This is a genomic window from Candidatus Kinetoplastibacterium desouzaii TCC079E, from assembly GCF_000340795.1.
In the GTDB taxonomy this organism is placed as follows: Bacteria; Pseudomonadota; Gammaproteobacteria; order Burkholderiales; family Burkholderiaceae_B; genus Kinetoplastidibacterium; species Kinetoplastidibacterium desouzai.
Genome location: NC_020294.1, coordinates 257,318 through 283,320 on the forward strand (window position 1 = coordinate 257,318; position 26,003 = coordinate 283,320).

A 26,003-nucleotide genomic window follows, 5' to 3' on the forward strand; every position below is an offset into this window, starting at 1 on the left:
GTTTGTTCAAACTAATTTCTAAGTGAAGTGAAATATGATTCAGTCAGTTGGTTTGGTTGGATGGAGAGGGATGGTTGGCTCTGTCTTGATGAAGAGAATGCGCGAAGAGAATGATTTTTCTTTTATAAATCCTGTTTTTTTTTCTACTAGTAATATTGGCGGACTAGCTCCAGATTGGGCAGATGGGGCAGATAAATTAAAAGATTCTTATGATATTAAAGAATTGAAAAAATTGCCTATTATTCTGACAGCGCAAGGTGGAGATTATACTACAGAAGTTCATTCTCAACTTAGGAAAGAAGGTTGGGATGGTATATGGATAGATGCAGCTAGTTCTTTAAGAATGAAAGATGATTCTATCATTGTTCTAGATCCAGTTAATCGTTCAGTTATAGATGCTGCTTTGAATAAAGGAGTTCGTGATTTTATAGGTGGTAATTGTACAGTTAGCTGTATGTTGATGGGTTTGGCTGGGTTATTTAATGCTGATTTAGTGGAATGGGCCACATCTATGACGTATCAAGCAGCTTCTGGTGGAGGTGCTCAGCATATGCGTGAGCTTTTAACTCAGTTTGGGTTAATAAATAGTTCTATTAAAAATCTTTTGGATGATCCATCTTCTGCTATCCTTGATATAGATAGAGGGGTGTTAAATCTCCAAAAAGATTCAAACATGCCTAAGCAGCACTTTGGTGTGCCTTTAGCGGGAAGTTTAATTCCATGGATTGATAAAGATTTAGGTAATGGAATGTCTCGTGAAGAATGGAAAGCTGAAGCAGAAACAAATAAGATTCTTGGTCGAAAAAAAGAAGACAATAACCTTGTTAATATAGATGGTATATGTGTTAGGATAGGTGCTATGAGATGCCATAGTCAAGCTATAACTATTAAATTAAAGAAAGATATACCAATAAATGAGATAGAGGATATTATTAAGTCTGGTACTAATTGGGCTAAAGTTATACCTAATAATAAAGAAGATAGTGTTGATAGGTTAACTCCTATTGCAGTCACTGGTACTTTAGATATTCCTGTTGGCCGCTTGCGTAAAATGTCAATGGGTCCTAAATATTTGAGTGCTTTTACTGTTGGTGATCAATTATTATGGGGCGCTGCTGAACCTTTGCGTCGTATGCTAAGAATAGCACTAGGTGAAGCATAATTCTGACAATTAGAAGGATATTGTTAACTATTAGATTTACAGTATCCTTCTATCAACCTTTATGTTTTTTTCAATGAAAAGAATTGCTATAGGATTATCCTATAATGGTGTTTTTTTTAATGGATGGCAATCTCAATTAGATGTTGATTCTGTGCAAGACTCTCTAGAAAAAGCAATATTAAGATTTACAGCTAATAATAAAAGAATTAGAGTTACATGTGCAGGTCGTACAGATAAAGGAGTACATGCAACTTTGCAGGTTGTGCATTTTGACACTGATGTTAATAGAAAAATGTCTTCTTGGGTGAGAGGTATAAATACTTTTCTACCATCAAGTGTTTCTGTTCATTGGGCAAAAGAAGTAACTGAAGATTTTCATGCTCGTTTTAGTGCTATTTCTAGAACATATACTTATGTTTTGTATTGTGGAAGAATCAGACCTTCTATATATAAAGATTTAGTAGGTTGGTGTATTTATGATCTTAATTTAGAAAATATGTTAATGGCTTCAGAATATTTAATTGGTTTACATGATTTTAGTAGTTTTCGTGCGTCTGGATGCCAATCAAATAATCCTGTGAGATTTGTTCACTATATAGAAATTAAAAGAAATGGTCATTTTATATTTTTTAAAATAAAAGCAAATGCTTTTTTATATCATATGGTTCGTAACATAATTGGTTCTTTGATCGAAGTAGGTAAGTCTATTAAAAGTGTATATTGGATAAAAGAATTGTTGGAATCTAAAAATAGATCTTTGAGTGCTCCAACTTTTTCTCCTTCTGGTTTATACTTGTCGTATATTTCTTATCCAGATAAATTTAATTTGTTTCAACATACGAATGATGAAGATATTGCTATTCCATTTTTATAAGATTTTTATTTGATTTTAGATAATTTATTTATATGACTTACAGGCATACTAGAATAAAAGTTTGTGGTTTTACTAAAGAGGAAGATGTTATTTCTGCTATTGATTGTGGTGTTAATGCAATTGGGATAGTTTTTTACAAAAATAGTAAACGTTCTATTTCTATAAATCAAGCAATATCTATAAAGAAAGAAATTCCTCCTTTTGTTGATTTGGTTGCTTTATTTGTCAATCCTTCTAGATTAGAAGTGAATAAAGTACAGGATGCAATTTCTCCAGATTTGATTCAATTTCATGGTGATGAAAGTCCAGATTTTTGTTCAAGTTTTAATCAAAAGTTTTTAAAAGCTTTTAGAGTAGGAGCTCCAGATTTAAAGAATTCAGATAATTTAAAAAATGCTTGTTTAAATTATTATAATGCTCATGGTTGGTTGTTTGATAGTTATAGTAGTGGATATGGAGGGAGTGGTATTTCTTTTGATCATAAATTATTAAAACCACTATTTGAAAGCACTCAAAAAAAACGCATTATATTATCAGGAGGTATTAACGAAGATAATATAATTAGTATATTAAGTAAAATACAACCATACTCAATAGATGTAAGTAGTGGTGTTGAAATTTCTCCTGGAGTAAAATCTTCAGAAAAAATATTTAGATTAATTAATTTAATCAGAATGTCAGAAAAATGTATGCCTATTAGCACAATATAAACATTATATTTTCTTAAAAGATAATTTTTGTTTGCGAGTTTGTTAAATACATTATAAAATTAACAATTATAGGCGGTTAGCTCAGATGGTTAGAGCGCTACGTTGACATCGTAGAGGTCGTTGGTTCGATCCCAATACCGCCTACCATATATAAATATAATAATATGATTATGGTTTCTTGTTTTTTGTAAGATGTATGCATATCCTTGTTAATCTATAGTAGTAGATTTCTGTAAATTCTATATAATTATCTTTGTTGATAATTTTTTCTTTTAAGTCCAGTTAGTAACTTATATTTAGAAAGTATTTTATTTATATATAAATATATTTGTATTTATATATTTTGATTTTATGATTTAAGGAATGTTTAATGATATTAGTGACATTGCCAGATGGCTTGCAACTTAGATATGATCAGGCAGTTAATATTTCTACAGTTGTCACGGATATTGGTTTGAATAGCATAGCTGTTGCAGGATCTATAAGTTTTAATGGTGTGGATTTTAAATTAGTTGATTTGAGTTTCCAAATAATTAAAAATGCAACAGTTAAAATTATCACTATAAAAGAAAGTGAAGGTTTGGAAATAATTCGTCATTCTACAGCACATTTACTAGCCTATGCTATTAAAGAATTATTTCCAGAAGCAAAAATTGCTATAGGTCCAGTTATTGATAATGGTTTTTATTATGATATTAGTTGTAAACACTCTATAACTTTAGATGATCTAAATATTATAGAAAAGAAAATGCATGAATTATCATTGAAAAATGAATTAATTATAAGAGAATCTTCTAGTAGAAATAATGCATTAAATTTTTTTAAAGAAATAGGTGAAAGCTATAAAGTAGAAATAATTTCTCAAATACCAGAATCTGATGATCTCTCATTGTATAGAGAGGGTAATTTTGTTGATTTATGTAAAGGTCCTCATGTTCCTTCTAATGGTTTTTTAAAATATTTTAAATTATTAAAAATATCTGGAGCATATTGGCGAGGAGATAGCAATAATGAAATGTTACAAAGGATATATGGTACAGCCTGGGCTACTAAAGATCAGTTAAATAGTTATTTAAAAATGCTAGAAGAGGCAGCAAAAAGAGACCACAGGAAAATATCTAAAGATTTAGATTTATTTCATATTCAAGAAGAAGGGCCTGGATTAATTTTTTGGCACCCAAAAGGTTGGATTATATGGCAACAAATAGAAAATTATATGAGGAATGTGTATGTTAATAATGGTTATAAGGAAATTAAGAGTCCTCAATTATTAGATATATCTTTGTGGAAAAAAACAGGTCATTGGGATAATTATCGTGAGAATATGTTCATTACTCATTCAGAGAATCGTGATTATGCTCTAAAACCTATGAATTGCCCAGGACATATACAGGTTTTTAATTCAAGTTTACGTTCATATAAAGAACTACCTATAAGATATGGTGAGTTTGGACAGTGCCATCGCAATGAAACATCTGGTTCTTTACATGGTCTTATGAGATTGCGAGGATTTACTCAAGATGATGGTCATATATTTTGTGCTGAAGAACATTTAGAGAAAGAATGTATTTGTTTTACAAAATTACTGCAAAAAGTATATAATGATTTTGGTTTTAAAGATATTACATATAGAGTATCTACTCGACCTAAGAAGAGGATAGGTAGTGATGATTTATGGGATCAGGCCGAGAATGCTTTAATTAATAGTCTTAGTCAAATGGGTTGTGAATTTGATATTAGTGCAGGAGAAGGTGCTTTTTACGGTCCTAAGATAGAATATGTTTTAAAAGATGCAATAGGAAGAAATTGGCAATGTGGCACTATTCAGGTTGATTTTTCTATGCCTGTAAGATTAAAAGCTGAATATGTAGATGCACATGATCAAAGGTGTAATCCAGTAATGCTTCATAGAGCTATTCTAGGTTCTATAGAGCGTTTTGTAGGTGTTTTGATTGAGCATCATGCTGGTTCTATGCCTCTTTGGTTAGCTCCAGTACAGATTGTAATTTGTTGCATTTCTGAACAGTATGCAGATTATGCTAATATTGTTATGCGAGATTTAAGAAAAAATGGTTTTCGTGTTGAGGTTGATTTGAGGAATGAAAAAATTAATCGTAAAATTCGAGAACATTCTTTGCAGAAAGTACCATATATTTTAGTTGTTGGTGAGAAAGAAAAAAATGATGCTACTTTATCAATACGTACTAGAGGATCTAAAAATTCTTTTATTATGAATAGTAATGAATTTATAAAACTTCTAACTGATGATATATGTACACTTAATCATAGTTTTTCTAGTTAATTTTCTTTTTAATTTTTGAGGAGTTGTTAATATCGCTACCGAAAAGACTAGTCGTATAAATGGTGAAATCCGTGTTCCTGAAATACGTTTGATAGGTATTGATGGTGAACAGTTGGGAATAAAGAAGATTGCTGAGGCTTTGCAATTATCAGAAGATCTTGGTATTGATCTTGTTGAGATAGCTCCTAATGCGATTCCTCCTGTTTGTCGTTTGATGGATTATGGTAAATTTAAATATAAAGAACAAAAAAGATTAGCTGAAGCTAAGTCTAAACAAAAGACAATTCAAGTAAAGGAAATTAAGTTTCGGCCATCTACAGATGATGGAGATTATAATGTTAAATTAAGAAATTTACGTAGGTTTTTAGAAGAAGGTGATAAGGCTAAGGTTTCTTTACGTTTTCGTGGAAGAGAAATGGCTCATCAAGAAATAGGTATGGTTCTTCTAGAAAGAATACGCTCTGATTTAGTCGATTATGCTCTTGTAGAGTCAATGCCTAAATTAGAGGGTAGACAGATGGTTATGATGTTAGCACCAAAGAAAAAAACTGTGTAAATAGTTATTTAAAAACGCTACATTCTTACTTAATTAATAGCTTGCGTAATTGTTTTACGCAAGCATTTGTTTGATAATTTTATGCATGTATTATTTATAATAGATCCAATAGAAACTCTTTTTGCTTATAAAGATACTTCTGTGGATATAATGATTACTTTAATTGAAAGAAATAATGTAATTAGTATAGCCAATCAAAAAGATTTATTTATTGAAGATGGTAAGGTAAAGGTTAAATCTCAAAGAATTTATTTACAAACAAATATTAATTTACATAAAAATGAATGGTTTTATACAAACTCTTCTTCAAATATAGAGGAAATTAGTTTGTTTGATGTTGTGTTGGTTAGGAAAGATCCTCCATTTGACATGGAGTATCTTTATATGACTCATATACTTGAATATGCAAAAAAAAGTGGTGTTAATATTATAAATAACCCAGCGTCAATTCGTAATTATCCTGAGAAATTATCAATTTTGAATTTTCCCGAACTTATAGCTCCGACTATAGTTTCTAGTAGTATTTTTGAATTACAAAAATTCTGTTGTAAACATCAAGATGTGATTGTGAAACCGTTAGATGGTATGGGTGGAACTGGTATATTTAGACTGAAGAATAATGACTATAATTTAAATGTTATTTTAGAAACAGTTACAAATAATAATAGTTCTACAGTTATGGTGCAAAAATACATTCCAGAAATATTAAATGGAGATAAAAGGGTAATCTTAATAAATAACAAGATCGTTCCTTTTTGTTTAGCTAGAATTCCAAAAGAAGGAGAGACAAGGGGCAATTTAGCAGTAGGAGGAAGAGGTGTTGCTCAGACTCTTTCTAAAAATGATATAAGAATAGCAGAAATAGTTAGTGATTTTTTTATTGATAAAGGCCTTGCCATAATAGGTTTGGATATTATAGGAGATTATTTAACTGAAATCAATATAACTAGTCCTACTTGTTTTGTAGAGATTAAAAAACAAACTCAATTTAATGTATCAGGAATGTTTGTTGACTATTTAGAAACATTGTTATTAAATAAAACTTAAAGAGTTTTTTATATTTTATAACATTATGATTAATCAAATAATTTTTCTTCTTTTATATGATTTTAGCTAAAAATGTAATTCTTAATAAAGAATGTGGTTTGAATGCTGTTGAGTCATCTAAACTTACTAAAATTGCAGGTAAATTTAGATGTGAGATTTTTATATCATGTGATGCTAGACGAGTCAATGCGAAAAGTATTATGGGTATAATGATGTTGGCCGCAGGAAAAGGTAAACTTATTAAAATAGAAGCATCTGGTATAGATGCTGAAGAGGCTATAAATTCTTTAGAATGCTTTTTTTCTTAGATTTGTATTTTTATTTTCCTGTTGAACCAAAACCACTATTCCCTCTTGGATTATTTTCTGAAAAATTTTCTACCAGATCAAATATAGGCTTGATTATTGGTAGAAATATCATTTGTGCTATTCTTTCTCCTGGGTTAATAAAAATGGACATGTTAGAATCTTTATGATTTCTATTCCATGCGCTGATGAAAATAGTACCTGAATAATCTGCGTCAATTACTCCAGCAGTATTTCCAAGTATTAGTCCTTTTTTATGCCCAAGTCCAGATCTTGGTAGTATGATTGCCATCATGTTAGATTTATTCATATGTATAGCTATACCAGTTGATATTAATGCAGGTATAGCTCCTGGTTTTATCTCAATTGTTTCTTCTACACAAGCATATAAATCAATACCTGCAGCAAGTTCGCTTTGATATTTAGGTAGTTCGCCATTTTTTTTTAAGAAATCATTAGTGATTTTAATCTCAATTTTTGGTGATAACAATTTGTCAATTAAATTTTCTGATTCATGTTTCATATTTATATTAATGTAGTTTGTTTTGAGTGTCTATTGTTTAAGTTTTTTGGATATCTCTTTCATTACCTGTCTAGCAGCTTCTATTTTATTAGAATTAGGCAAATCTAAAATTTCTGACGAGTCTATTAACATAAGTTTTGCCTTGTCAGAATTCATTACGTCAGTTGCAATATTAGCTATGATAAGATCAATATTTTTTTGAATAAGTTTTTTATATGCATAATCTTTTAGGTTTTCAGTTTCAGCTGCAAAACCAACGCAGAATGGTTTGTTTTTAATTTTAGCTACTTCATATAAAATATCAGGATTGTAATCTAAAATTATTTTCGGAATATTATTAGTATTATTTTTTTTGATTTTATTGTTTTGGTAGTTTAATACCTTCCAATCTGAAACAGCAGCGACTGATATAAAAACATCTATATCAGCTATATTTCTCATAACAGATTGATACATATCAACAGCTGTTACAACATTATAAGTTTTAATGTTTGTTGGAATTTTTAAATTTGTTGGTCCAGTTACAAGAGTGACATCTGCACCAAATTCATAAGCTGCTTTTGCTATAGAATAACCCATTTTACCAGATGATTTATTACTTATGAATCGTATTGGGTCTATTGGTTCTATAGTAGGTCCTGCTGTTATAAGTATTTTTTTGTTTTTTAATAGTTTGGGTTGGAAGAATGATATTATTTCATCTGATATTTCTTCTATTTCTGCCAGTTTTCCATATCCAATTTCTCCACAGGCTTGTTTGCCGTATGAAGGCCCAATGATTTTAATGTTATCAAGTATTAATTGTTTAATATTACGTTGTGTGCTGGGATTATTCCACATTTCTTTATTCATTGCTGGTGCAATGAATAGTTGACAATTTCTTGCTAAACACATAGTGGATAAGAAATCATCAGCTATTCCATTTGATATTTTTGCTATAAAATTTGCAGTTGATGGAACTATAATTATTAAGTCTGCTTTTCTGGTTAAATTTATATGATTTATTCCATTATCGGAAATGTTCCATGACTCATCATCAATGACATCTTTACCAGAAAGAGTTTCCATAGTAGTCTTGGTAATAAAATTTTTAGATGACTTAGTCATTACGATAGTTACTATCGCTTCTTTTTCTATTAAGATTTTAATTAAATCTGCTACTTTGTAACAAGCAATACTACCTGTCATTCCTATAATGATATTTTTTTTATAAAGATCAGACATTTTTATAATTGAATACCTCAACCCATTTTTAATATTAATAAATATAAAGCTATCTTTTTTTGTTCACTACTTCAGATAAAATAAGTAAAATCGTACCAAAGCTTATATAAACATCAGCAAAGTTAAACGCAGGGAAGAAAAAATCATTGTAATAGAACAATAAAAAGTCTATTACATACCCATTAATAATCCTATCTATCATATTGCCTATAGTACCAGCCAAAATAGTAGTTAAAGAAAGAAATAGTATTATATTTGTTGCTTGTTTATATATGAACTGTTTTAGTATTACCAAGCAAACAAAACAGCCTATAACTATAAAAAAATATCTTTCCCAACCATTCTGATTAGATAATATACTAAAAGCTGCTCCCCAATTGTATATAATAGTTAGATCAAAGAATGAGTATATATTTATTCTTTCTGCGTATTTTATTGTTTGATCTAAATATGATTTAGTATATTGATCTACAATAATTAGAATAAATGCTATAAACAAACAATATTTTCTAAGATAATTACCTCTAGGGTTATATAATTTTTTTACCATAAGTTAAGCTTTACTGCGATTTTCACCATTTTTAAATAAATTTTCTATACATCTTTTACAAATATTTTCATATTCATTATATGTACATAGATCATCTCTCCAATGCCAACAACGCTGACATTTTTTATTATTAGATGACTTAACAATTACTTCTGTTTCTTGAGTCTTGGAATCGAAAATTGTGCATTTTGAAACAATAAGAACGAAATGCAAATCATTTTTTATGCTATCTAATATTTTTCTATCATGATTATTTGCATATATTTCTACTTCTGCTTGTAGAGATGATCCTATTTCATTATTTTTTCTTGTTTCTTCTAATTTTTTTTGAGTTAAATCCTTAATTGTTCTTATTTGGAGCCATTTTTCACATAAATAATTATCTGATTCTAATGTTTTTATTTCATGAAATAATTCTGTAAAAATAGTTTTTTTAAAAGAATTTTCTTTCAAGTCAATATTATTTGAATTTAACAATTCACGCCATGCTTCTTCTGCTGTAAATGATAAAATAGGTGCTATTATTTTTAATAAAGTTTGTGTGATCTCTAACAAAGCTGTTTGAGCTGATCTTCTAGCTAAGCTGTTAATAGCTGTGGTGTACAAACGATCTTTTAAAATATCTAAATAGAAAGCTCCTAAATCTTCTGAGCAAAATTTTTGTATTTTTGATATAGCTTTATGGAATTCATATTTTTCATAATAAACTCTAATTTCTTTTTGAAAATTATTAGTCATTATTAATGCATATTTATCGATTTCAAAAAGATTAGAATAGTCAACATGATTATTAAGATTAAAGTCACTTATATTAGATAATAGAAATCTTATTGTATTTCGTATACGTCGATAACTTTCTACAACTCTATCAAGTATTTCTTTAGAAATTGATAATTCTCCAGAATAGTCAGTGTTAGCAACCCAAAGCCTTAGTATCTCTGCTCCTAGTGAATCACATATTTTCTGAGGAGAAATTACATTGCCTAAAGATTTGCTCATCTTTTTACCTTCTCCATCTACTACAAAACCATGGGTTAATAGTGATTTATAAGGAGCTTTACCATAAAGCATACAACTAGTAAGTAAAGATGAATGAAACCATCCTCTATGCTGATCAGATCCTTCTAAATATAAATCAACTGGCCAAGATAGTTCGTTTAAATGAGTGCCATTTATATCTTTTGATTTTCCACCAATAACTGTTGCATGTGTCGATCCTGAATCGAACCATACATCTAATGTATCACTATTTTTTTCATAGAATTTTGATTCTTCTTCTGTTAGGAAATCATTAACAGTTATATTTTGCCATTCTTCAATACCACCTTTTTCTATTCTATTAGCTATTAATTCCATAAAATATATGGTATTTGGATGTAGTTCTTTAGTTTCTTTATGCAGAAAGAATGGCATTGGTACACCCCATTGTCTTTGACGTGATAAAGTCCAATCAGGTCTGTTAGATATCATTGATTTTAATCTATCTTTTCCCCAAGAAGGATAAAAGATTGTTTCATCTATGCTTGATAAAGCAGTTTCTCTAACGGTTGTATTATTTTCTGATTTTATGTCCATGCCAGCAAACCATTGGTAAGCTGTTCTTAAAATTATCGGAGTTTTATGTCTCCAACAGTGCATATAACTATGGTTATAAGATTCCGATTTTAATAAATTATTAACGCTTAGTAATATTTCAATAATATTTTTATTTGCTTCCCAAATAGACAATCCTTTGAATAGTGGTACACAATCTAAGAAATAACCTTCTTCGTTAATTAAATTTAGAATCTCTGAATCATGGAAGCCATTTTCTTTAAAAGTATTAAAATCCTCAATTCCATGAGCAGGAGCTGAATGAACAACACCAGTACCTGATTCTAAAGTAACATAGTCAGCCAGTAGAACTGGAGTTTTACGATTGTAGAAATTATTTAATTCTGCCAAGGGATGAAGAAACACTTGGTTTTTAAGATTTTTCCCTTGAGTCGTAGATAAGATGTTTCCATTTAGATTTGTCTCTTTTAAAAAACTCGAGACTCTATCTTTAGCTATTATTATCATAGCTTGAGATGCTACTTTGGAATTGGTGCAAACTAAAGCATACTCTATCTCTGGATGTATATTAATGCATTGATTAGAAGGTATCGTCCATGGTGTAGTGGTCCAAATAACTATTGACCCTTTTTCTATACCACTAACGTTAAAAATATTTTCTAATTCTATTTTATTTATAAAGTTAAATGACACATATATAGCTGTATCATTTTTATCGTAATATTCTATTTCAGCATCTGCTAATGTTGATTTACAATCAAAACACCAATTTACAGGTTTCAATCCTCTAAAAACAAATCCATGTTCAATAATTCTTTTTAAAACACGTATTTCATTGGCTTCATTTTTAAAATCCATAGTTAGATAAGGATTATTCCAATTAGCAATAATTCCTAGACGTTTAAATCCTTGTTTTTGATTCTCAATTTGAATCTTAGCATAAGATCTGGATTTATTTTGAAGCTCTCTTGTGGAAAGATTTTTTCCATATTTTTTTTCTATCTGTATTTCTATAGGCATACCATGGCAATCCCATCCAGGGATATAGTTTGCATCATACCCTGACATAGTTTTGCTTTTTATTATTATGTCTTTTAGAATTTTATTAACAGAATGTCCCAAGTGAATGCTTCCATTAGCATATGGTGGACCATCATGCAGAGTAAATTTAGGTCTTCCTTCACAAGACTTTCTTATGATTTCATATATGTGATTTTCTTCCCATTCTTTAATCCAAAGTGGTTCTCTTTGAGGTAAGTTAGCACGCATTGGGAATGAGGTATCTAGTAAATTCAGTGTATTTTTATAGTCCATGGGTATTAAAGTAAGAACGTGCGTTTTTTATGTCAGTAGAAATTGCATGTATTAGTGATTCTATGTCAGGAAACTTCTCTTCATTGCGTAATTTTTTTATAAATTCAATATGTATAAGTTTACCATATGCTGTTATATTAACATCAATGAGAGATATTTCTAACAATAATATACCATTTTTTTCTAGAGTTTCTCTTGTTCCTAGACTAGCTACTCCAGGTATTTTTTTATTTTCTAGTCCATATACATATACTAGATATACTCCTTTGCTTAGAGCATAATTCTGTGGAACACTTATGTTCATAGTTGGGTAACCTAGTTTTCTGCCTATTTTATTACCATGAATTACATGTCCTGTTATACCAAAATTCCTGCCTAAAAGGCTATTTGCTAAAGTGATATTAGATAATTTTAAAGCCTCTCGTATTTGTGAGCTAGATATTCGATTATTGTGATTATCTATGACTCTTTTTATTGTTTGAACTTCAAAATTATATTTTAGAGATGCTTTTTGCAATGTTTCTAAATTACCTTGACGTTTATATCCAAATTGAAAGTTTTCTCCAATGAGTAAGTATTTAACATTTAGATTTCTTACTAAGAATTCTTCAATGAATGTATTAGCTGTTATTTGTGATATTTCACTATTAAATTTAGATATAAATATTTGATCGATAGAATATTTTGATATATTTTCAATTTTGTCTCTTGTTTTGTAAATTCGTGTTGGTAAGTTTTGTAATAAATTATTGTTTTTTTGAAAAAACTCACGTGAATGAGGATGGAAGGTCAACACAGAAGGTGTTATTCTTCTAGCTGTTGCTTCCTCTACGAGTTTTGTTAATATTTTTTGATGCCCTATATGTACGCCATCGAAATTACCAATTGTAAGAGCGCATGATTGCTTCAAGGGATTGTTTATGTTTTTGTAAATATGCAATTTTTGTTTCCAAATAAAAACTAATGAATATATTTTAATAACTTTATTAATTCGGAGAACATATTATTTTGAAAAATCATCATAAAAATTGTCGCTTTGTTATATTAATTTCAGGTCGTGGTAGCAATATGCAAAAAATAGTAGAGTCATCTATATATGGAAAATGGCCAGCAACTATTTGTGCTGTTATATCTAATGATCCTAGTTCTCTAGGTTTACAATGGGCTAAAGACAGAAATATTCCTACGGATTCATTAGATCATAAGAATTATGCAAATAGAGACCTTTTTGATCAAGCACTTAAGAAAAAAATAGACGAATATTTTCCTGATTATGTTTTATTAGCTGGTTTTATGCGTATTCTATCAAAAGATTTTGTTGATCATTATAAACATAGGTTAATAAATATACATCCTTCTTTGCTACCATCTTTTCCAGGATTGAATACTCATTATAAAGCAATTGAAAAGGGTGTTAAAATTCATGGTTGCACTATTCATTTTGTGAATTCAGAATTAGACGATGGTCCTATAATAATACAGGGTTGTTTATCAGTTAAATCTAATGATGATTCTGCTAGTTTAGCAGAAAGAGTTTTAAAGATAGAGCATAAGATTTTTCCATTAGTTTGTAAATGGTTGTCTCTTGGTAAGATTGTAATTAATCAAGAAAATAAAGTGGAAGTTAAAGGAGAAAATAATTTGTTATTTTATGATGATGTTGATCATATGCAATTATTCTGAAAAACACAGTTGTTTATTTGCAACTAAGAATATTTTGAGTTAGAACTAACTTGTGAGATTTTTTGATTGGTTTTTAATGCAATTATATATTATAGGTACCTATAATATATTTCATATTTATTGCTTTTATTGCGTGAAATATGAATCTTTTTAATTTTTTCTTATGTATAGGGTATATCATAAGTAACTTCTCTATATATTTTTATAAGTAACCAAATATGGATAAAATTATTTCTTTTATAACTGGTGGTTTCACACAAGCTTCGTCTTTGCAGATTTTCTTATTTACTCTTTTGGTAACTCACATCACTATACTCGGGGTTACAATTTTTCTTCATAGAAGTCAAGCTCATAGAGCTTTAGATTTACATCCTTTTGTTATGCATTTTTTTCGTTTTTGGTTATGGATGACAACCGGCATGGTAACAAAGGAGTGGGTTGCTATACATCGTAAGCATCATGCTAAATGTGAGAGAGAAGGCGATCCTCATTCTCCTATGATTTTTGGAATATGGAAAGTTTTTTTTGGTGGAGCTGAGCTTTATCGTGAGGAAGCTGCTAATCAAGAAACATTATTAAGATTTGGTAAAGGGACGCCTGATGATTGGTTAGAGCAAAATCTTTATTCAAAACATAGTAGTTTGGGAATAATGATTACTCTAGTCATAGATATAGCTCTTTTTGGTATTGTAGGACTAACAGTTTGGGCTATTCAGATGGCTTGGATACCTTTTTGGGCTGCTGGTGTTGTTAATGGGGCAGGTCATTATTGGGGTTATCGAAATTATAATAGTCCAGATACTAGCACTAATTTGTTTCCTATAGGCTTGATAATAGGAGGAGAGGAGTTGCATAACAATCACCATGCTTTTGCTACTTCAGCAAAGTTTTCTTCTACTTGGTATGAATTTGATTTGGGATGGTGTTATATAAGATTATTATCATTTTTAGGTTTGGCTAAAATAAAAAAAATAGCCCCTAGACTTATTTTGAGTGATTCTAATAGAAATATTGATCTGATAACATTAAATGGGATTATTACTCATAGATATGAAATAATGGCAAGATATGCTGATATTATTAAGAAAGTTATGAACCATGAATTAAAAACACTTAGAAATTCTCATGATTGTTATATTAGATTAAAAAAAGTAAATGCTGACTTATATAAGCATGAATCAATAATTAATCCAGAAAAATTAGCAGAAGTTGATAAGGCAATATCTAGTAGCAAGTCTTTATCAATTCTTATAGAAATGCGTCGTGACCTTGCTCATGTTTGGGATAGTTCTAATCTTACTAGTGAGCAACTTCTTTCTTACTTAAAAACTTGGTGTAAACGAGCACAAATGAGTGGCATTTGTGATTTAGAGAAGTTTGCATTTAGCCTAAAACGTTATGTCGTATGAATTTAAATGATTTAAATGCAGAGCAGGAGAAAGCTGTAACTACTGGGTCTTCTCATACTTTGGTTTTAGCTGGAGCTGGAAGTGGTAAAACCAAAGTTCTTTCTTCTAGAATGGCTTGGTTACTTAACACAAAACAGGCTACTACTTATGATATTTTGGCTGTTACTTTTACCAATAAAGCAGCAAAAGAAATGATATCTAGGGTATCTAGCATGTTAACTACAGACATAAAAGGATTATGGATAGGAACTTTTCATGGTTTATGCCATAAAATGCTTAGAATTCATTGGAGAGAATCTAATTTGTTGCAGTCATTTCAGATAATAGATATGTCTGATCAGTTGTCTTTAATAAAACGTATTATAAAATCTAATGATGTTAATGAATCTAAGAATCAAGCAAGAGATTTGCAAAAATTTATAAATTATCACAAAGAGTATGGTATTAGATCATCTAAGGTAGAGGTCTATGATTCTTATAGTAAAAAATTAACAGAACTTTATCAAGAGTATGAGATTCAATGTTCTCGTGAGGGTCTTGTTGATTTTTCTGAGTTATTGTTAAAGTCTTATGAGCTTTTGAAATCAGATGATAATATTAGAAATTATTATCAAGATAGATTTCGCTTTATTTTAGTTGATGAGTTTCAAGATACTAATAATCTACAATATGAATGGTTGCGTTTATTAATAGGAAAGTCAACATCAGTGTTTGCAGTAGGAGATGATGATCAATCTATTTATGCATTTAGAGGTGCTAATGTAGGTAATATATCTTTATTTGATAAATATTATGCTAAAGGCAATATAATTAGATTAGAGCAAAATTATCGTTCTTTAGGTCACATATTAGGAGCAGCTAATTCTTTAATTAAGAATAATACTGGGCGTTTAGGTAAAAAATTATGGACTCAGAGTGGTGATGGCGATAAAGTTTCTGTTGTAGAAACATTTAATGATTCTATGGAATCTCAATGGGTAGTTGATGAGATCAAAAAACTTGTTAAAAATAACAAGGTTAATCCAGATGAAATAGCTATTTTGTATAGAAGTAATGCTCAATCAAGAGTATTAGAGCATGCTTTTTTCTCAAGAGGAGTTTCTTATAAGGTTTATGGTGGTCTTAGATTTTTTGAACGACAAGAAATAAAACATGCTTTGGCTTATTTACGTCTTATTGTTAATAGTAATGATAATAATTCATGGATAAGAGTAGTAAATTTCCCAATTCGAGGTATAGGTCCTCGCACTTTAGATTCTCTTTGGGCTATATCAAGAGAGTATGATGTCAGTTTATACGATGCAGTTAAGTACTATCAAGGGAAAAGCAGAGCTAATTTAGTTGCTTTTAATAATATAATTAACTCACTAAAAGAATTATCAAATAAACTTACTTTGTCTAGTCTTGTTGAATATCTTTTAGATTTTACTGGTATTAATTCTTATTATCAAAATAGCAAAGAAGAATCAGATAAGGATCGTTTAGAGAATTTAAAAGAATTAGTTACTGCGGCAATGGTTTTTTCCACTGAAGATGGTTATATTGATATTCCTGCTTCTTCTTTATTAAATTCTTCTTTACAAGATAGTAATGTTTTTATAGAAGAAAAAATGACTCCTTTGTTATCTTTTTTATCTCATGCTTCTTTGGAAGCTGGGGATGGTCAAATAGATGACAATCAACCATCTGTTCAGTTAATGACAGTTCATGCTGCCAAAGGACTTGAATTCAGGGTGGTTTTTATTACTGGGGTTGAGGAGGGTCTATTTCCTCATGAAAATAGTGTTGTCGATTCTTCTAGTGTTGAAGAAGAAAGACGTTTGATGTATGTTGCTATTACTAGAGCTAAAGAGAAATTATATATTACGATGGCTAATAGTAGAATGTTAAGGGGTCAGACAAGATATTCTTCTAGGTCTCGTTTTATTCAAGAAATAGATAATGACCACATAAATTTTATAAAGAAGCAAAACATTAATAATGTAAATGTTATTAATAAGAAGTATGTTTATACAGATACGTTAAGAGCTAATAGCAATAATTTTAAATCAGTTGCAAGTGAAGTTAGTGTTAATAATAATAAATTTTATATTGGGCAACATGTAAGACATAAGAGTTTTGGTGATGGTGTTATAGTTAAGTTAATAGGTAGCGGAGATGATTGTCAGGCACAAATAAACTTTACTAACTCAGGAGTCAAGACCATAATGCTTCGTATCGCAAAATTTGAATAATTAGTTATAGATCTTCTTTCCTTAGAAGAAGGACACTTTTCTCAGTATTTGTTGTTGTTAACCAAGTTGGTTTGAGATTTGGGAATGATCTTTGAAAATTTTCGTATTCATTTCCTATCTCTAGAATTAATAAACCTTCCTTGTTTAAATAGAATGCTGCTTTTTCTATAATTTTTCTTATAATATCCATTCCGTCAATTCCTCCATCTAATGCTGTTTTAGGCTCATGAGTGTATTCAATAGGTAGTGATTGCATAGATTTATTGTTTACATATGGAGGATTACATAAGATTATATCATATGGATATTCTTTAATATCTTCAAAAACATTACTGTTTTTTGTAGTGATTATATCTTCTAATGCATAGTTGAAAATGTTTTTTTTCGCTACATTTAAGGCCTCGTTTGAAACGTCAGTTGCCATTATTTTTGCATTAGGAAAGCTAAAAGATGCCATTATGGCTAAACATCCAGAACCAGTACATAAATCTAATATGTTTCTTACAGATTTAGGATTTTTTATCCATGGGTTTAAATCTTTTATTAATAGTTCAGATATAAATGATCGTGGAATTATTACTCTCTCATCTACATAAAATTTATATCCCTGCAACCAAGCTTCATTGGTTAAATATCCTATCGGAATACGTTTTTTAATTCTTTTATTAATTAAATTTATAATATTATTACGTTCTTCAAAGGTAACTGAGGCATCCATAAAAAGATCTATTATATCGTTTGATGGAATGTTTATTGCATAGGAAACTAAATATATAGCTTCATCGAAAGAGTTATCATTTCCATGCCCAAAGAACAAATTTTCTTTATTAAAATTACTTATGGCATATCTAATTAGATCTCTTACTGATCTAAGTTCATTGAAATTGTTATTTGTAAACATTGATTCTTTGATTTTTCTAAATTAATAATTTAGCTAATGTTTTTTTATATATGTTTTTTAACATATCAAGATCTGAAATTTTAACATGTTCATTAACTTTGTGTATTGTAGCATTACAAGGACCAAATTCTATTATTTCTTTACTGATTTTAGTTATAAATCTACCATCTGATGTTCCTCCTGAAGTAGACATATTACCTATTATGCCAAGTTCTTCATATATTGATTCAGATATTGCTTTGGTTAATTTACCACTTTTTGTTAAGAATGGATTTCCATTTAATAACCAATTGATATTATATTTTAAATGATGTTTATCCAATATAGAGTTTATTCTTTTTTGTAAAAGTTCTGGAGTGCTTTCAGTTGAGAATCTAAAGTTAAACTCTATATTTATTTCTCCTGGGATTATATTAGTGGCTCCGTTACCTGCATGTATATTGGAAATTTGGAATGTGGTTTTAGGAAAATATTCATTACCGTTGTCCCAATTTGTATTAGTTATTTCTAATAAAGCAGGGGCAATAGAGTGTATAGGATTATTAGCCAGGTGAGGATAAGCCACATGACCTTGTATTCCTTTTACAGTAAGATTCCCAGATAAAGATCCGCGACGTCCATTTTTATAGGTATCTCCTAATATTTTTTCTGATGTTGGTTCTCCTACTATACAATAATCAAGAAATATATTTTTCTTTTCAAGAAATTCACAAATGAGTTTAGTTCCATCGTTAGCTGGACCTTCTTCATCGGAGGTTATTATTAGTGCTATTGATCCATTGTGATCGGGATTGTCTTTTATGAATTCTATAATTGCAACTAGAAAAGCAGCTATAGATCCTTTCATATCAGCTGTTCCTCTACCATAGAGAAAACCATTATCTTCCGTAGGAGTAAAAGGATCCGTTGCCCATTCACTAATATTTCCTGTTGGGACAACATCAGTGTGTCCTGCAAAAGCAAATAATGGGGGGCTTAAGCCCCTAATAGCCCATAAGTTAGTTACTCCATTTTTACAAATAACTTCAAATTTAAAATTAAGTTTTTTTAAAATTTCAATTATTAATGATTGGCATCCAGCATCATTAGGAGTAATAGATTTAAGTTTAACTAATTCTTTTGTTATTTGTAATGTTGATAGATCATTTTTTTTCATTATGATCTCAATAAATCATTTATACTTGTTTTAGCTCTTGTTTTAGCGTCAACTCTTTTAACAATAACAGCACAAGCTAGGCTATATGTACCGTCAGAAGAAGGAATTGACCCAGGAACGACTACTGAGCCTGATGGGATTCTTCCATATGTAACTTTATTAGTAGATCTATCTAATATCTTTGTGCTTTGAGATAGGAAGACACCCATTGCTAAAACAGAATTTTCTTCTACCACTACTCCTTCTACTACTTCTGATCTTGCTCCTATAAAGCAATTATCTTCTATAATTGTTGGATTAGCTTGCAATGGTTCTAGAACACCACCTATTCCCACTCCGCCAGATAAATGTACATTTTTTCCTATTTGAGCACATGATCCAACAGTTGCCCATGTATCAACCATTGTTCCTTCACCTATATATGCTCCTATATTAACGTAAGAGGGCATAAGTACCACATTGTTTCCTATGAATGCTCCTTTTCTAGCTATTGCATTAGGAACAACTCTATATCCTCCATTTTTAAATTGGTTATCATCAAACTCGTTAAACTTTAAAGGTACTTTATCGTAAAATATTAATGGAGATTTACCAATTGTTTGATTTTCTTTAATTCTAAAAGATAGTAAAACAGCTTTCTTTATCCATTGGTGTGTGATCCACTCACCATCTATTTTTTCTGCTACTCTAATAGAGCCAGAGTCTAATAAATTTATAACCTTTTCAATGGTTTCTTTAACTTCTTTTGATACGCTAGAAGGTGAAATATTATTTCTATTTTCCCAGGAATCTTCTATTTTGTGTTGTATATCTAAGTTCATGTTATTTCTTTATTTAAGATTAGTTAATAATTGTTTTTTATAAATTCAGCAATTTTGTTAGCAGCTTCAGTACATTCTTTTAAAGACGAAACTAATGCTATTCTTATCATATTATCTCCAGGATTTATGCCCATGGATTTACGCGCTAGAAAACTTCCAGGAAGAACTGTTATTAAAGTATCCTCGAATAACTTGCGTGTGAATTCTTCATCTGAAACAGGAGTTTTTGCCCATAAATAAAAAGATGCTTGAGGTTTATCTATATGCATTACCTTTTTAAGTATAGGAAACACACTTTCTATTTTATCATTATACAATTTACGATTTTCTTGTACATGTTTTTCATCCGACCATGCTGCTATGCTAGCTGCTGTTACCAAAGGACTCATAGCGCTTCCGTTGTAAGTCCTATAAAGAAGAAATTTGTTAATTATTTTAGCATCGCCAGCTACAAAGCCAGATCTTAATCCTGGCACATTTGATCTTTTGGATAAACTTGAAAATACAACTAAATTATTATAGTCCGTTAAATTTAGTAAATTTGCTGCTTCTAGTGCTCCTAGAGGAGGGTGTGATTCATCATAATATATTTCTGAATAACATTCATCTGAGGCTATTACAAAGTTGTATTTATTAGACAGATCAAAAATTTCTTTCCACTCTTGTAGGTTTAGTACATTTCCTGCAGGATTTCCTGGTGAGCATACATATAACAATTGGGTTTTATTCCATACTTGTTCTGGGACATCGTTCCATTTATAAGAAAAATTATTTTTTTGGTCTAAATTTACATAATAAGGTTCAGCTCCAGCTAATAGAGAAGCTCCTTCATAAATTTGATAAAAAGGATTAGGGCAAATAACAACAGGATTAATTATAGAATTATTTATAACAATTTGTGCAAAAGAAAATAATGCTTCTCTTGAGCCAATGACAGGTAATATTTCGCTATCAGGATTAACTTTAGTTTTGTTATATCGTTTTTCTATCCAATTAGCTATAGTTTCTCTTAATTTTTGATCTCCTTTTGTGGTAGGGTAATTTGATATACCAGATATATTATTAACAATTGCATTTTTAATTGTGTCTGGAGCTGGGTGTTTTGGTTCTCCAATTGATAGATTTATTGGTATGTGTTTGTTGTTTTTATTGTCAATATTAGATAGCAAAACACGAAGTTTTTCGAATGGATATGGATTTAATTTATTTAATTTTAGATTCATAGTTTTTTTTGTGAGCAAAATGATATAATATACACATGTTGCGAAGGTGGCGAAATTGGTAGACGCACCAGGTTTAGGTCCTGGCGCCGAAAGGTGTATGGGTTCGAGTCCCCTCCTTCGCACCATTAAGCGATTTGTTTGTCTTAATTCTTTATTGTAAACATAATTTATTTTATCGTACAGCTTATATTTATTAGTTTTTTTATAAAGATAATTTCTGTATAATGATTGATAGATTTTGAGCTTATGTAATCTGAATTTATCATTTTGCTTTGAGAAATTATTTAAAGATTACATAGACTTTCAGGTCGTTTTTATTTTTTATTTTTTATTTTTTTTGGCTTTTAGTTATTATGTTAACATTCTGTTTTTTTATCTAAGTTTAGTTAATTGTTGTTTTATAGATACTAAATTTTAAGTATAGAAAATTTCAGTTTTTGTTAACACACGATCTCGTCTCAGGTGTTGAGATTTATCGTTCAGTACTTTGTGTCTTTTGGGCTATAGTTATTGTTCTATTATTCTCTCCTTGGTTGGTTGTGTATCGGCTATATGCCTATATCTCAAGGGAAATGCAATATGTTGGAAACTGGTGTTGTTAAGTGGTTTAATACTGAAAAGGGATATGGTTTTATTTCACCTGAGTCTGGTGGAAAAGATCTTTTTGTACATTTTTCAGAAATTCAAGGTACAGGTTTTAAGTCACTTGAGGAAAATCAGAGAGTAAGTTTTGTTGTAACTACAGGTCCAAAAGGTCTACAAGCTACAAAAATTCAAATTCTGCAATAGTTTTTGTCTTTTATAAGAACCACTCTTTAATTTAAGGGAGTGGTTTTTTATTTTTTATTTATGTTTTTGTAAAATATTGGTGAAAATTATTTTCATCATACAAAAAGAATAATTTAATACATTATCAGGTCTTGATTAGCAAGATTATTTTTTAAATATAAAGTTCTTGTTTAGTCTAGTCTTATTAAAATGATGGTATTTGGTTTTGAGGTTTGTAAAATATTATTTTTTTAACTATTATTTAGATAGGTTTCTTACATGCATCCTGTTATTGAATCTCTTACTGGTGTAAAGCGCCGTGCTGTTCTAAAAGTGTCTGTTTCAGATGTTGACAATGAACTTAATAAAGAACTATTAAATTTATCTCGAACTACTAAAATATCTGGTTTTAGACCTGGTAAGGCTCCTCTAGATATTGTAAAACGTACATATGGAGCTAATGTTCGTCAAGATGTTATTAGTCGTCTAATAGGTGGTTCATTTGAGAAACTTTTAAAGGAAAATGATTTATCTATAGTGGGTTTTCCTAGTATTACTCCAGAAAAGATTGAAGATAATCAATTTTTATCATTTGTAGCTGATTTTGAGGTTTATCCAAATATTTCTATTCCTGATTTTAGTTCTTTGAATATTAAAAAATACACAAGTAGTATTACTGATGATGATGTAAATAAAACATTAGATTTTCTGAGAAAACAAAAAGCTAGATTTGAGAAAAAAGATAATTATTGTGCATCTAATGGAGATAAGGTTACTCTTAAATTTATTGGTACTATAGATGGAGAACCATTTAACGGTGGTAGCTCAGATTCATTTTCTTTTGTTTTGGGTAATAATCAATTGTTATCTGATTTTGAGAATGCTGTTATTGGTATGAAATCAGGAGATAAAAAGATATTTAACCTTACATTCCCAGAGAATTATCATGATAATAAGGTTGCTGGTAAAACAGCAGAATTTTCTATAGAGATAATAGAAGTTCTAGAGAGTATTTTGCCAGATTTAAATGACGATTTTGCTAAATTATTTAGTAATGAAGATGGTTTTAATTTAGATAAATTAAAACTCAGTGTTCAATCAAGTATAGAAAGAGAAGTTGATATTCGTTTAAAAAATCGTAATAAAAGTAGTGTTATGAATGTTCTGTTAGAGAACATAGAATTTGAAGTGCCAGAATCATTAGTTAGTGCTGAGGTTCAAAATAGATTGAACATTTTGGGGCAGAAATTAAAGTCTCAGGGTAAAAATATAGAGGATTTAAAAGATTTATCATATGATAAGATTTCGGAAGAATCAGCTAAAATGGTAAGATTTGGTCTTCTTATTTCAGATATAGCAAAGAAGAATAATCTTTATGCCAATGATGAACAAATATTTAATTATGTGAATGATTTTGCTAAAAATTATGAAAATCAAGAGCAGTTTATTAATAATTTCTTATCAGACAAGAATAAAAAGTCAGAAATTGAAGCCTTAGTTATTGAGAACAACGTGGTTGATCATGTATTGAGTTTAGCGGATGTTACTGAAGAAAATATAAGTTTTGAAACTTTGATGGGATTAGAATGATCAATAAGAGAGTATTTACAGACTATAGCAATTATTACAATAATAATAATTATAATATATCTTCTGGATATGTGCCTATGGTTGTTGAAAGTTCGGGTAGAGGAGAAAGAGCTTATGATATATATTCTAGATTATTAAAAGAAAGAATTATTTTTTTAGTTGGTCCTATTGATGACAATATTGCTAATTTAGTCGTTGCTCAAATGCTTTTCCTGGAATCTGAAGATCCCAATAAAGATATTAATATATATATTAATTCTCCAGGTGGTTCTATATATGCTGGAATGGCTATTTTTGATACTATGATGTTTGTAAAGCCAGATGTGTCTACTATATGTATAGGACTAGCTGCTAGCATGGGAGCCTTTTTGTTATCTGCTGGTAAGAAGGGTAAGCGTTTTAGTTTACCTAATTCTTCAATAATGATACATCAGCCATCTGGAGGAGCTAATGGTCAGGCTACTGACATACAGATTCACGCTAAAGAAATTCTAAGACTTAAAAATAGATTAAATTTTATTATGTCAGAAAATACAGGTAAAAGCATAGAAGAAATATCTGAAGATACAGATCGTGATAACTTTATGTCTGCTGAAGAGGCTTTGTCTTATGGGTTAATAGATATGGTTGTGGCTTCTCGTTGAGTCTCATCTTAGTTTGTTTGTTTTTGTAAATAAAAACATTTTTAAAATTTTAATAAAACTCTTAGAGATATATTCTTATGTCAGGAAATAATAATTCATATAATTCAGATAATGAGTTTTGTTCTTTTTGTGGTAGAAATAAAAGAGAAGTTGGCAGGCTTTTGTTAGGGCCATCTTCGTTATTTATTTGTAATGAATGTGTAGATGAATGTAGTAAACTTATATTAGAAGATCATGGTAATTATAATAAATCTTCAGAATCAAAAGAATTTTTTAAGAATATTTCCACTCCAAGTAAGATTAAAGAATTTTTAGATAGTTATATTATAGGTCAAGAAGTTCCTAAACGTATTTTATCTGTTGCTGTATATAATCACTATAAACGTCTTGCTTATTCTTTTGAAAATGATAATAAAGATGATATTGAATTAGTAAAAAGTAATGTTTTATTAATAGGACCTACTGGATCTGGGAAGACTTTATTAGGGCAGGTTTTGTCTCGTTTTTTAGATGTTCCTTTTGTAATTGCTGATGCTACTACATTAACAGAAGCTGGTTATGTTGGAGATGATGTAGAAAATATCTTGCATAAATTACTTCAAAGTTGTGATTTTAATATAGAAAAAGCTGAGAGAGGTATTGTTTTTATTGACGAAATAGATAAAATATCTCGCAAATCAGAAAATGTTTCTATTACTAGAGATGTTTCTGGAGAGGGTGTTCAACAGGCTTTATTGAAAATTATTGAGGGTACAACAGCATCTGTTCCTGCTAAAGGTGGTAGAAAGAATCCTAACCAAGATTTTATACATATTAATACAAGTAATATATTATTTATAGTAGGTGGTGCTTTTGATGGTATTAAAAAGATTATTCTAGATAGAAAAGATAAATCGAGAATTGGTTTTCATGTGTCTATTTTTGATCATGATATTAAATCAAGTAATTGTTTATTTGAGGATATCGAGCCAGATGATCTTATAAAATTTGGTTTGATACCAGAGCTTGTAGGTAGATTGCCTATCATATCTTCATTAAAAGATTTAGATGAAAATGATTTGGTAAGAGTTTTAAAAGAACCAAAAAATGCTTTAATAAAGCAATACCAGAAAATATTTTCTATGGATGGTGTTGATCTTGAATTTACAGATAAATCGCTAATTGCTATTGCTAGAAAGTCTTTAGAACGTAAAACTGGTGCTCGTGGGTTGAGATCTGTTATTGAAAATGTTTTATTTGATACAATGTACAGTATTCCAGATAATCATAATGTATCTAAAGTTATTGTGGACACTATAGAAGCCTCTGATGAGGTAAAGGTCATTGTTTTAGATAAAGATAACGATAGTAGATAGTTATATAATATTGTAGTATAAATCTAGTAGACGGAAATTTCTTTTTATAATGATATTGAATTGTTAATTATTGATACCAAATAGTATCTATCTTCTTA

General features: G+C 29.6%; 23 protein-coding genes and 2 tRNA genes. 16 read left to right on the top strand and 9 right to left on the bottom strand.

Annotated features, from left to right (window positions below; translation table 11 throughout):
* Nucleotides 1-34 precede the first annotated feature (34 nt).
* From asd to CDSE_RS01245, 8 genes are all read left to right on the top strand, one after another.
* Nucleotides 35-1,162, top strand: coding sequence for an aspartate-semialdehyde dehydrogenase (gene asd, locus CDSE_RS01210; RefSeq protein ID WP_015396188.1), 1,128 nt, complete (start codon nucleotides 35-37; stop codon nucleotides 1,160-1,162).
* A gap of 73 nt (nucleotides 1,163-1,235) precedes the next feature.
* The gene (gene truA, locus CDSE_RS01215; RefSeq protein ID WP_015396189.1) at nucleotides 1,236-2,036 is read left to right on the top strand and encodes a tRNA pseudouridine(38-40) synthase TruA; all 801 of its coding nucleotides are present in this window, start codon (nucleotides 1,236-1,238) and stop codon (nucleotides 2,034-2,036) included.
* Between the two features lie 32 nt (nucleotides 2,037-2,068).
* Nucleotides 2,069-2,746 carry a phosphoribosylanthranilate isomerase gene (locus CDSE_RS01220; RefSeq protein WP_015396190.1) on the top strand — a complete coding sequence of 226 codons (678 nt, stop codon included), beginning with the start codon at nucleotides 2,069-2,071 and terminating at the stop codon, nucleotides 2,744-2,746.
* Between the two features lie 70 nt (nucleotides 2,747-2,816).
* Nucleotides 2,817-2,893, top strand: a tRNA-Val gene (locus tag CDSE_RS01225).
* A gap of 223 nt (nucleotides 2,894-3,116) precedes the next feature.
* Nucleotides 3,117-5,048, top strand: a complete 1,932-nt coding sequence (gene thrS, locus CDSE_RS01230) for a threonine--tRNA ligase (RefSeq protein WP_015396191.1) — start codon at nucleotides 3,117-3,119, stop codon at nucleotides 5,046-5,048.
* A gap of 31 nt (nucleotides 5,049-5,079) precedes the next feature.
* Nucleotides 5,080-5,604 (top strand): translation initiation factor IF-3, encoded by a 525-nt coding sequence (gene infC / locus CDSE_RS01235; RefSeq protein WP_015396192.1) that lies wholly within the window; start codon nucleotides 5,080-5,082, stop codon nucleotides 5,602-5,604.
* Nucleotides 5,605-5,685: 81 nt separating this feature from the next.
* Nucleotides 5,686-6,651, top strand: a complete 966-nt coding sequence (gene gshB, locus CDSE_RS01240; protein WP_015396193.1) for a glutathione synthase — start codon at nucleotides 5,686-5,688, stop codon at nucleotides 6,649-6,651.
* A gap of 56 nt (nucleotides 6,652-6,707) precedes the next feature.
* The gene (locus CDSE_RS01245) at nucleotides 6,708-6,959 is read left to right on the top strand and encodes an HPr family phosphocarrier protein (RefSeq protein ID WP_015396194.1); all 252 of its coding nucleotides are present in this window, start codon (nucleotides 6,708-6,710) and stop codon (nucleotides 6,957-6,959) included.
* 10 nt (nucleotides 6,960-6,969) lie between these two features.
* Here CDSE_RS01245 and dut read toward each other — a convergent pair whose 3' ends face one another.
* The 5 genes from dut to CDSE_RS01270 are packed head-to-tail and all read right to left on the bottom strand — an operon-like array spanning nucleotide 6,970 to nucleotide 13,061.
* Nucleotides 6,970-7,479 (bottom strand): dUTP diphosphatase, encoded by a 510-nt coding sequence (dut, locus tag CDSE_RS01250; protein ID WP_015396195.1) that lies wholly within the window; start codon nucleotides 7,477-7,479, stop codon nucleotides 6,970-6,972.
* A gap of 30 nt (nucleotides 7,480-7,509) precedes the next feature.
* Complete coding sequence (gene coaBC, locus CDSE_RS01255) at nucleotides 7,510-8,703, bottom strand: bifunctional phosphopantothenoylcysteine decarboxylase/phosphopantothenate--cysteine ligase CoaBC (protein ID WP_015396196.1); 1,194 nt, start codon at nucleotides 8,701-8,703, stop codon at nucleotides 7,510-7,512.
* Between the two features lie 49 nt (nucleotides 8,704-8,752).
* Entirely contained in the window at nucleotides 8,753-9,253 is a 501-nt protein-coding gene (gene lspA / locus CDSE_RS01260; RefSeq protein WP_015396197.1) for a signal peptidase II, read from the bottom strand.
* A gap of 3 nt (nucleotides 9,254-9,256) precedes the next feature.
* The gene (ileS, locus tag CDSE_RS01265; RefSeq protein ID WP_015396198.1) at nucleotides 9,257-12,121 is read right to left on the bottom strand and encodes an isoleucine--tRNA ligase; all 2,865 of its coding nucleotides are present in this window, start codon (nucleotides 12,119-12,121) and stop codon (nucleotides 9,257-9,259) included.
* The gene (locus tag CDSE_RS01270; RefSeq protein WP_015396199.1) at nucleotides 12,111-13,061 is read right to left on the bottom strand and encodes a bifunctional riboflavin kinase/FAD synthetase; all 951 of its coding nucleotides are present in this window, start codon (nucleotides 13,059-13,061) and stop codon (nucleotides 12,111-12,113) included. The genes ileS and CDSE_RS01270 overlap by 11 nt, the downstream gene beginning before the upstream one ends.
* 68 nt (nucleotides 13,062-13,129) lie before the next feature.
* Here CDSE_RS01270 and purN point away from each other — a divergent pair, with 68 nt between their 5' ends.
* The 3 genes from purN (at nucleotide 13,130) to CDSE_RS01285 (ending at nucleotide 17,447) form a co-directional block, all read left to right on the top strand.
* Complete coding sequence (purN, locus tag CDSE_RS01275) at nucleotides 13,130-13,804, top strand: phosphoribosylglycinamide formyltransferase (RefSeq protein WP_015396200.1); 675 nt, start codon at nucleotides 13,130-13,132, stop codon at nucleotides 13,802-13,804.
* A 218-nt stretch (nucleotides 13,805-14,022) separates the two neighbouring features.
* The gene (locus CDSE_RS01280; RefSeq protein ID WP_015396201.1) at nucleotides 14,023-15,213 is read left to right on the top strand and encodes a DesA family fatty acid desaturase; all 1,191 of its coding nucleotides are present in this window, start codon (nucleotides 14,023-14,025) and stop codon (nucleotides 15,211-15,213) included.
* Nucleotides 15,210-17,447, top strand: coding sequence for a UvrD-helicase domain-containing protein (locus CDSE_RS01285; protein ID WP_015396202.1), 2,238 nt, complete (start codon nucleotides 15,210-15,212; stop codon nucleotides 17,445-17,447). The genes CDSE_RS01280 and CDSE_RS01285 overlap by 4 nt, the downstream gene beginning before the upstream one ends.
* A gap of 4 nt (nucleotides 17,448-17,451) precedes the next feature.
* Here CDSE_RS01285 and prmB read toward each other — a convergent pair whose 3' ends face one another.
* The 4 genes from prmB to dapC are packed head-to-tail and all read right to left on the bottom strand — an operon-like array spanning nucleotide 17,452 to nucleotide 21,548.
* On the bottom strand, nucleotides 17,452-18,348 hold the full coding sequence (prmB, locus tag CDSE_RS01290; protein WP_015396203.1) for a 50S ribosomal protein L3 N(5)-glutamine methyltransferase: 897 nt from the start codon (nucleotides 18,346-18,348) through the stop codon (nucleotides 17,452-17,454).
* 16 nt (nucleotides 18,349-18,364) lie between these two features.
* Nucleotides 18,365-19,504: a succinyl-diaminopimelate desuccinylase gene (gene dapE / locus CDSE_RS01295; protein ID WP_015396204.1), complete on the bottom strand. Its 1,140-nt coding sequence runs from the start codon at nucleotides 19,502-19,504 to the stop codon at nucleotides 18,365-18,367.
* Nucleotides 19,504-20,325, bottom strand: a complete 822-nt coding sequence (gene dapD, locus CDSE_RS01300) for a 2,3,4,5-tetrahydropyridine-2,6-dicarboxylate N-succinyltransferase (protein WP_015396205.1) — start codon at nucleotides 20,323-20,325, stop codon at nucleotides 19,504-19,506. Before dapD ends, dapE begins: the two co-directional genes overlap by 1 nt.
* Nucleotides 20,326-20,348: 23 nt before the next feature.
* The gene (gene dapC, locus CDSE_RS01305) at nucleotides 20,349-21,548 is read right to left on the bottom strand and encodes a succinyldiaminopimelate transaminase (RefSeq protein WP_015396206.1); all 1,200 of its coding nucleotides are present in this window, start codon (nucleotides 21,546-21,548) and stop codon (nucleotides 20,349-20,351) included.
* 40 nt (nucleotides 21,549-21,588) lie between these two features.
* On the opposite strand from dapC, the gene CDSE_RS01310 reads away from it, so the two are divergent.
* From CDSE_RS01310 to clpX, 5 genes are all read left to right on the top strand, one after another.
* Nucleotides 21,589-21,673, top strand: a tRNA-Leu gene (locus CDSE_RS01310).
* 457 nt (nucleotides 21,674-22,130) lie between these two features.
* The gene (locus tag CDSE_RS01315; protein WP_235043917.1) at nucleotides 22,131-22,337 is read left to right on the top strand and encodes a cold-shock protein; all 207 of its coding nucleotides are present in this window, start codon (nucleotides 22,131-22,133) and stop codon (nucleotides 22,335-22,337) included.
* Between the two features lie 258 nt (nucleotides 22,338-22,595).
* Nucleotides 22,596-23,906 carry a trigger factor gene (gene tig / locus CDSE_RS01320; RefSeq protein WP_015396208.1) on the top strand — a complete coding sequence of 437 codons (1,311 nt, stop codon included), beginning with the start codon at nucleotides 22,596-22,598 and terminating at the stop codon, nucleotides 23,904-23,906.
* Nucleotides 23,903-24,550, top strand: a complete 648-nt coding sequence (gene clpP, locus CDSE_RS01325; protein ID WP_015396209.1) for an ATP-dependent Clp endopeptidase proteolytic subunit ClpP — start codon at nucleotides 23,903-23,905, stop codon at nucleotides 24,548-24,550. Before tig ends, clpP begins: the two co-directional genes overlap by 4 nt.
* A gap of 77 nt (nucleotides 24,551-24,627) precedes the next feature.
* Nucleotides 24,628-25,905 (top strand): ATP-dependent Clp protease ATP-binding subunit ClpX, encoded by a 1,278-nt coding sequence (gene clpX, locus CDSE_RS01330; RefSeq protein ID WP_015396210.1) that lies wholly within the window; start codon nucleotides 24,628-24,630, stop codon nucleotides 25,903-25,905.
* Nucleotides 25,906-26,003: the final 98 nt, after the last annotated feature.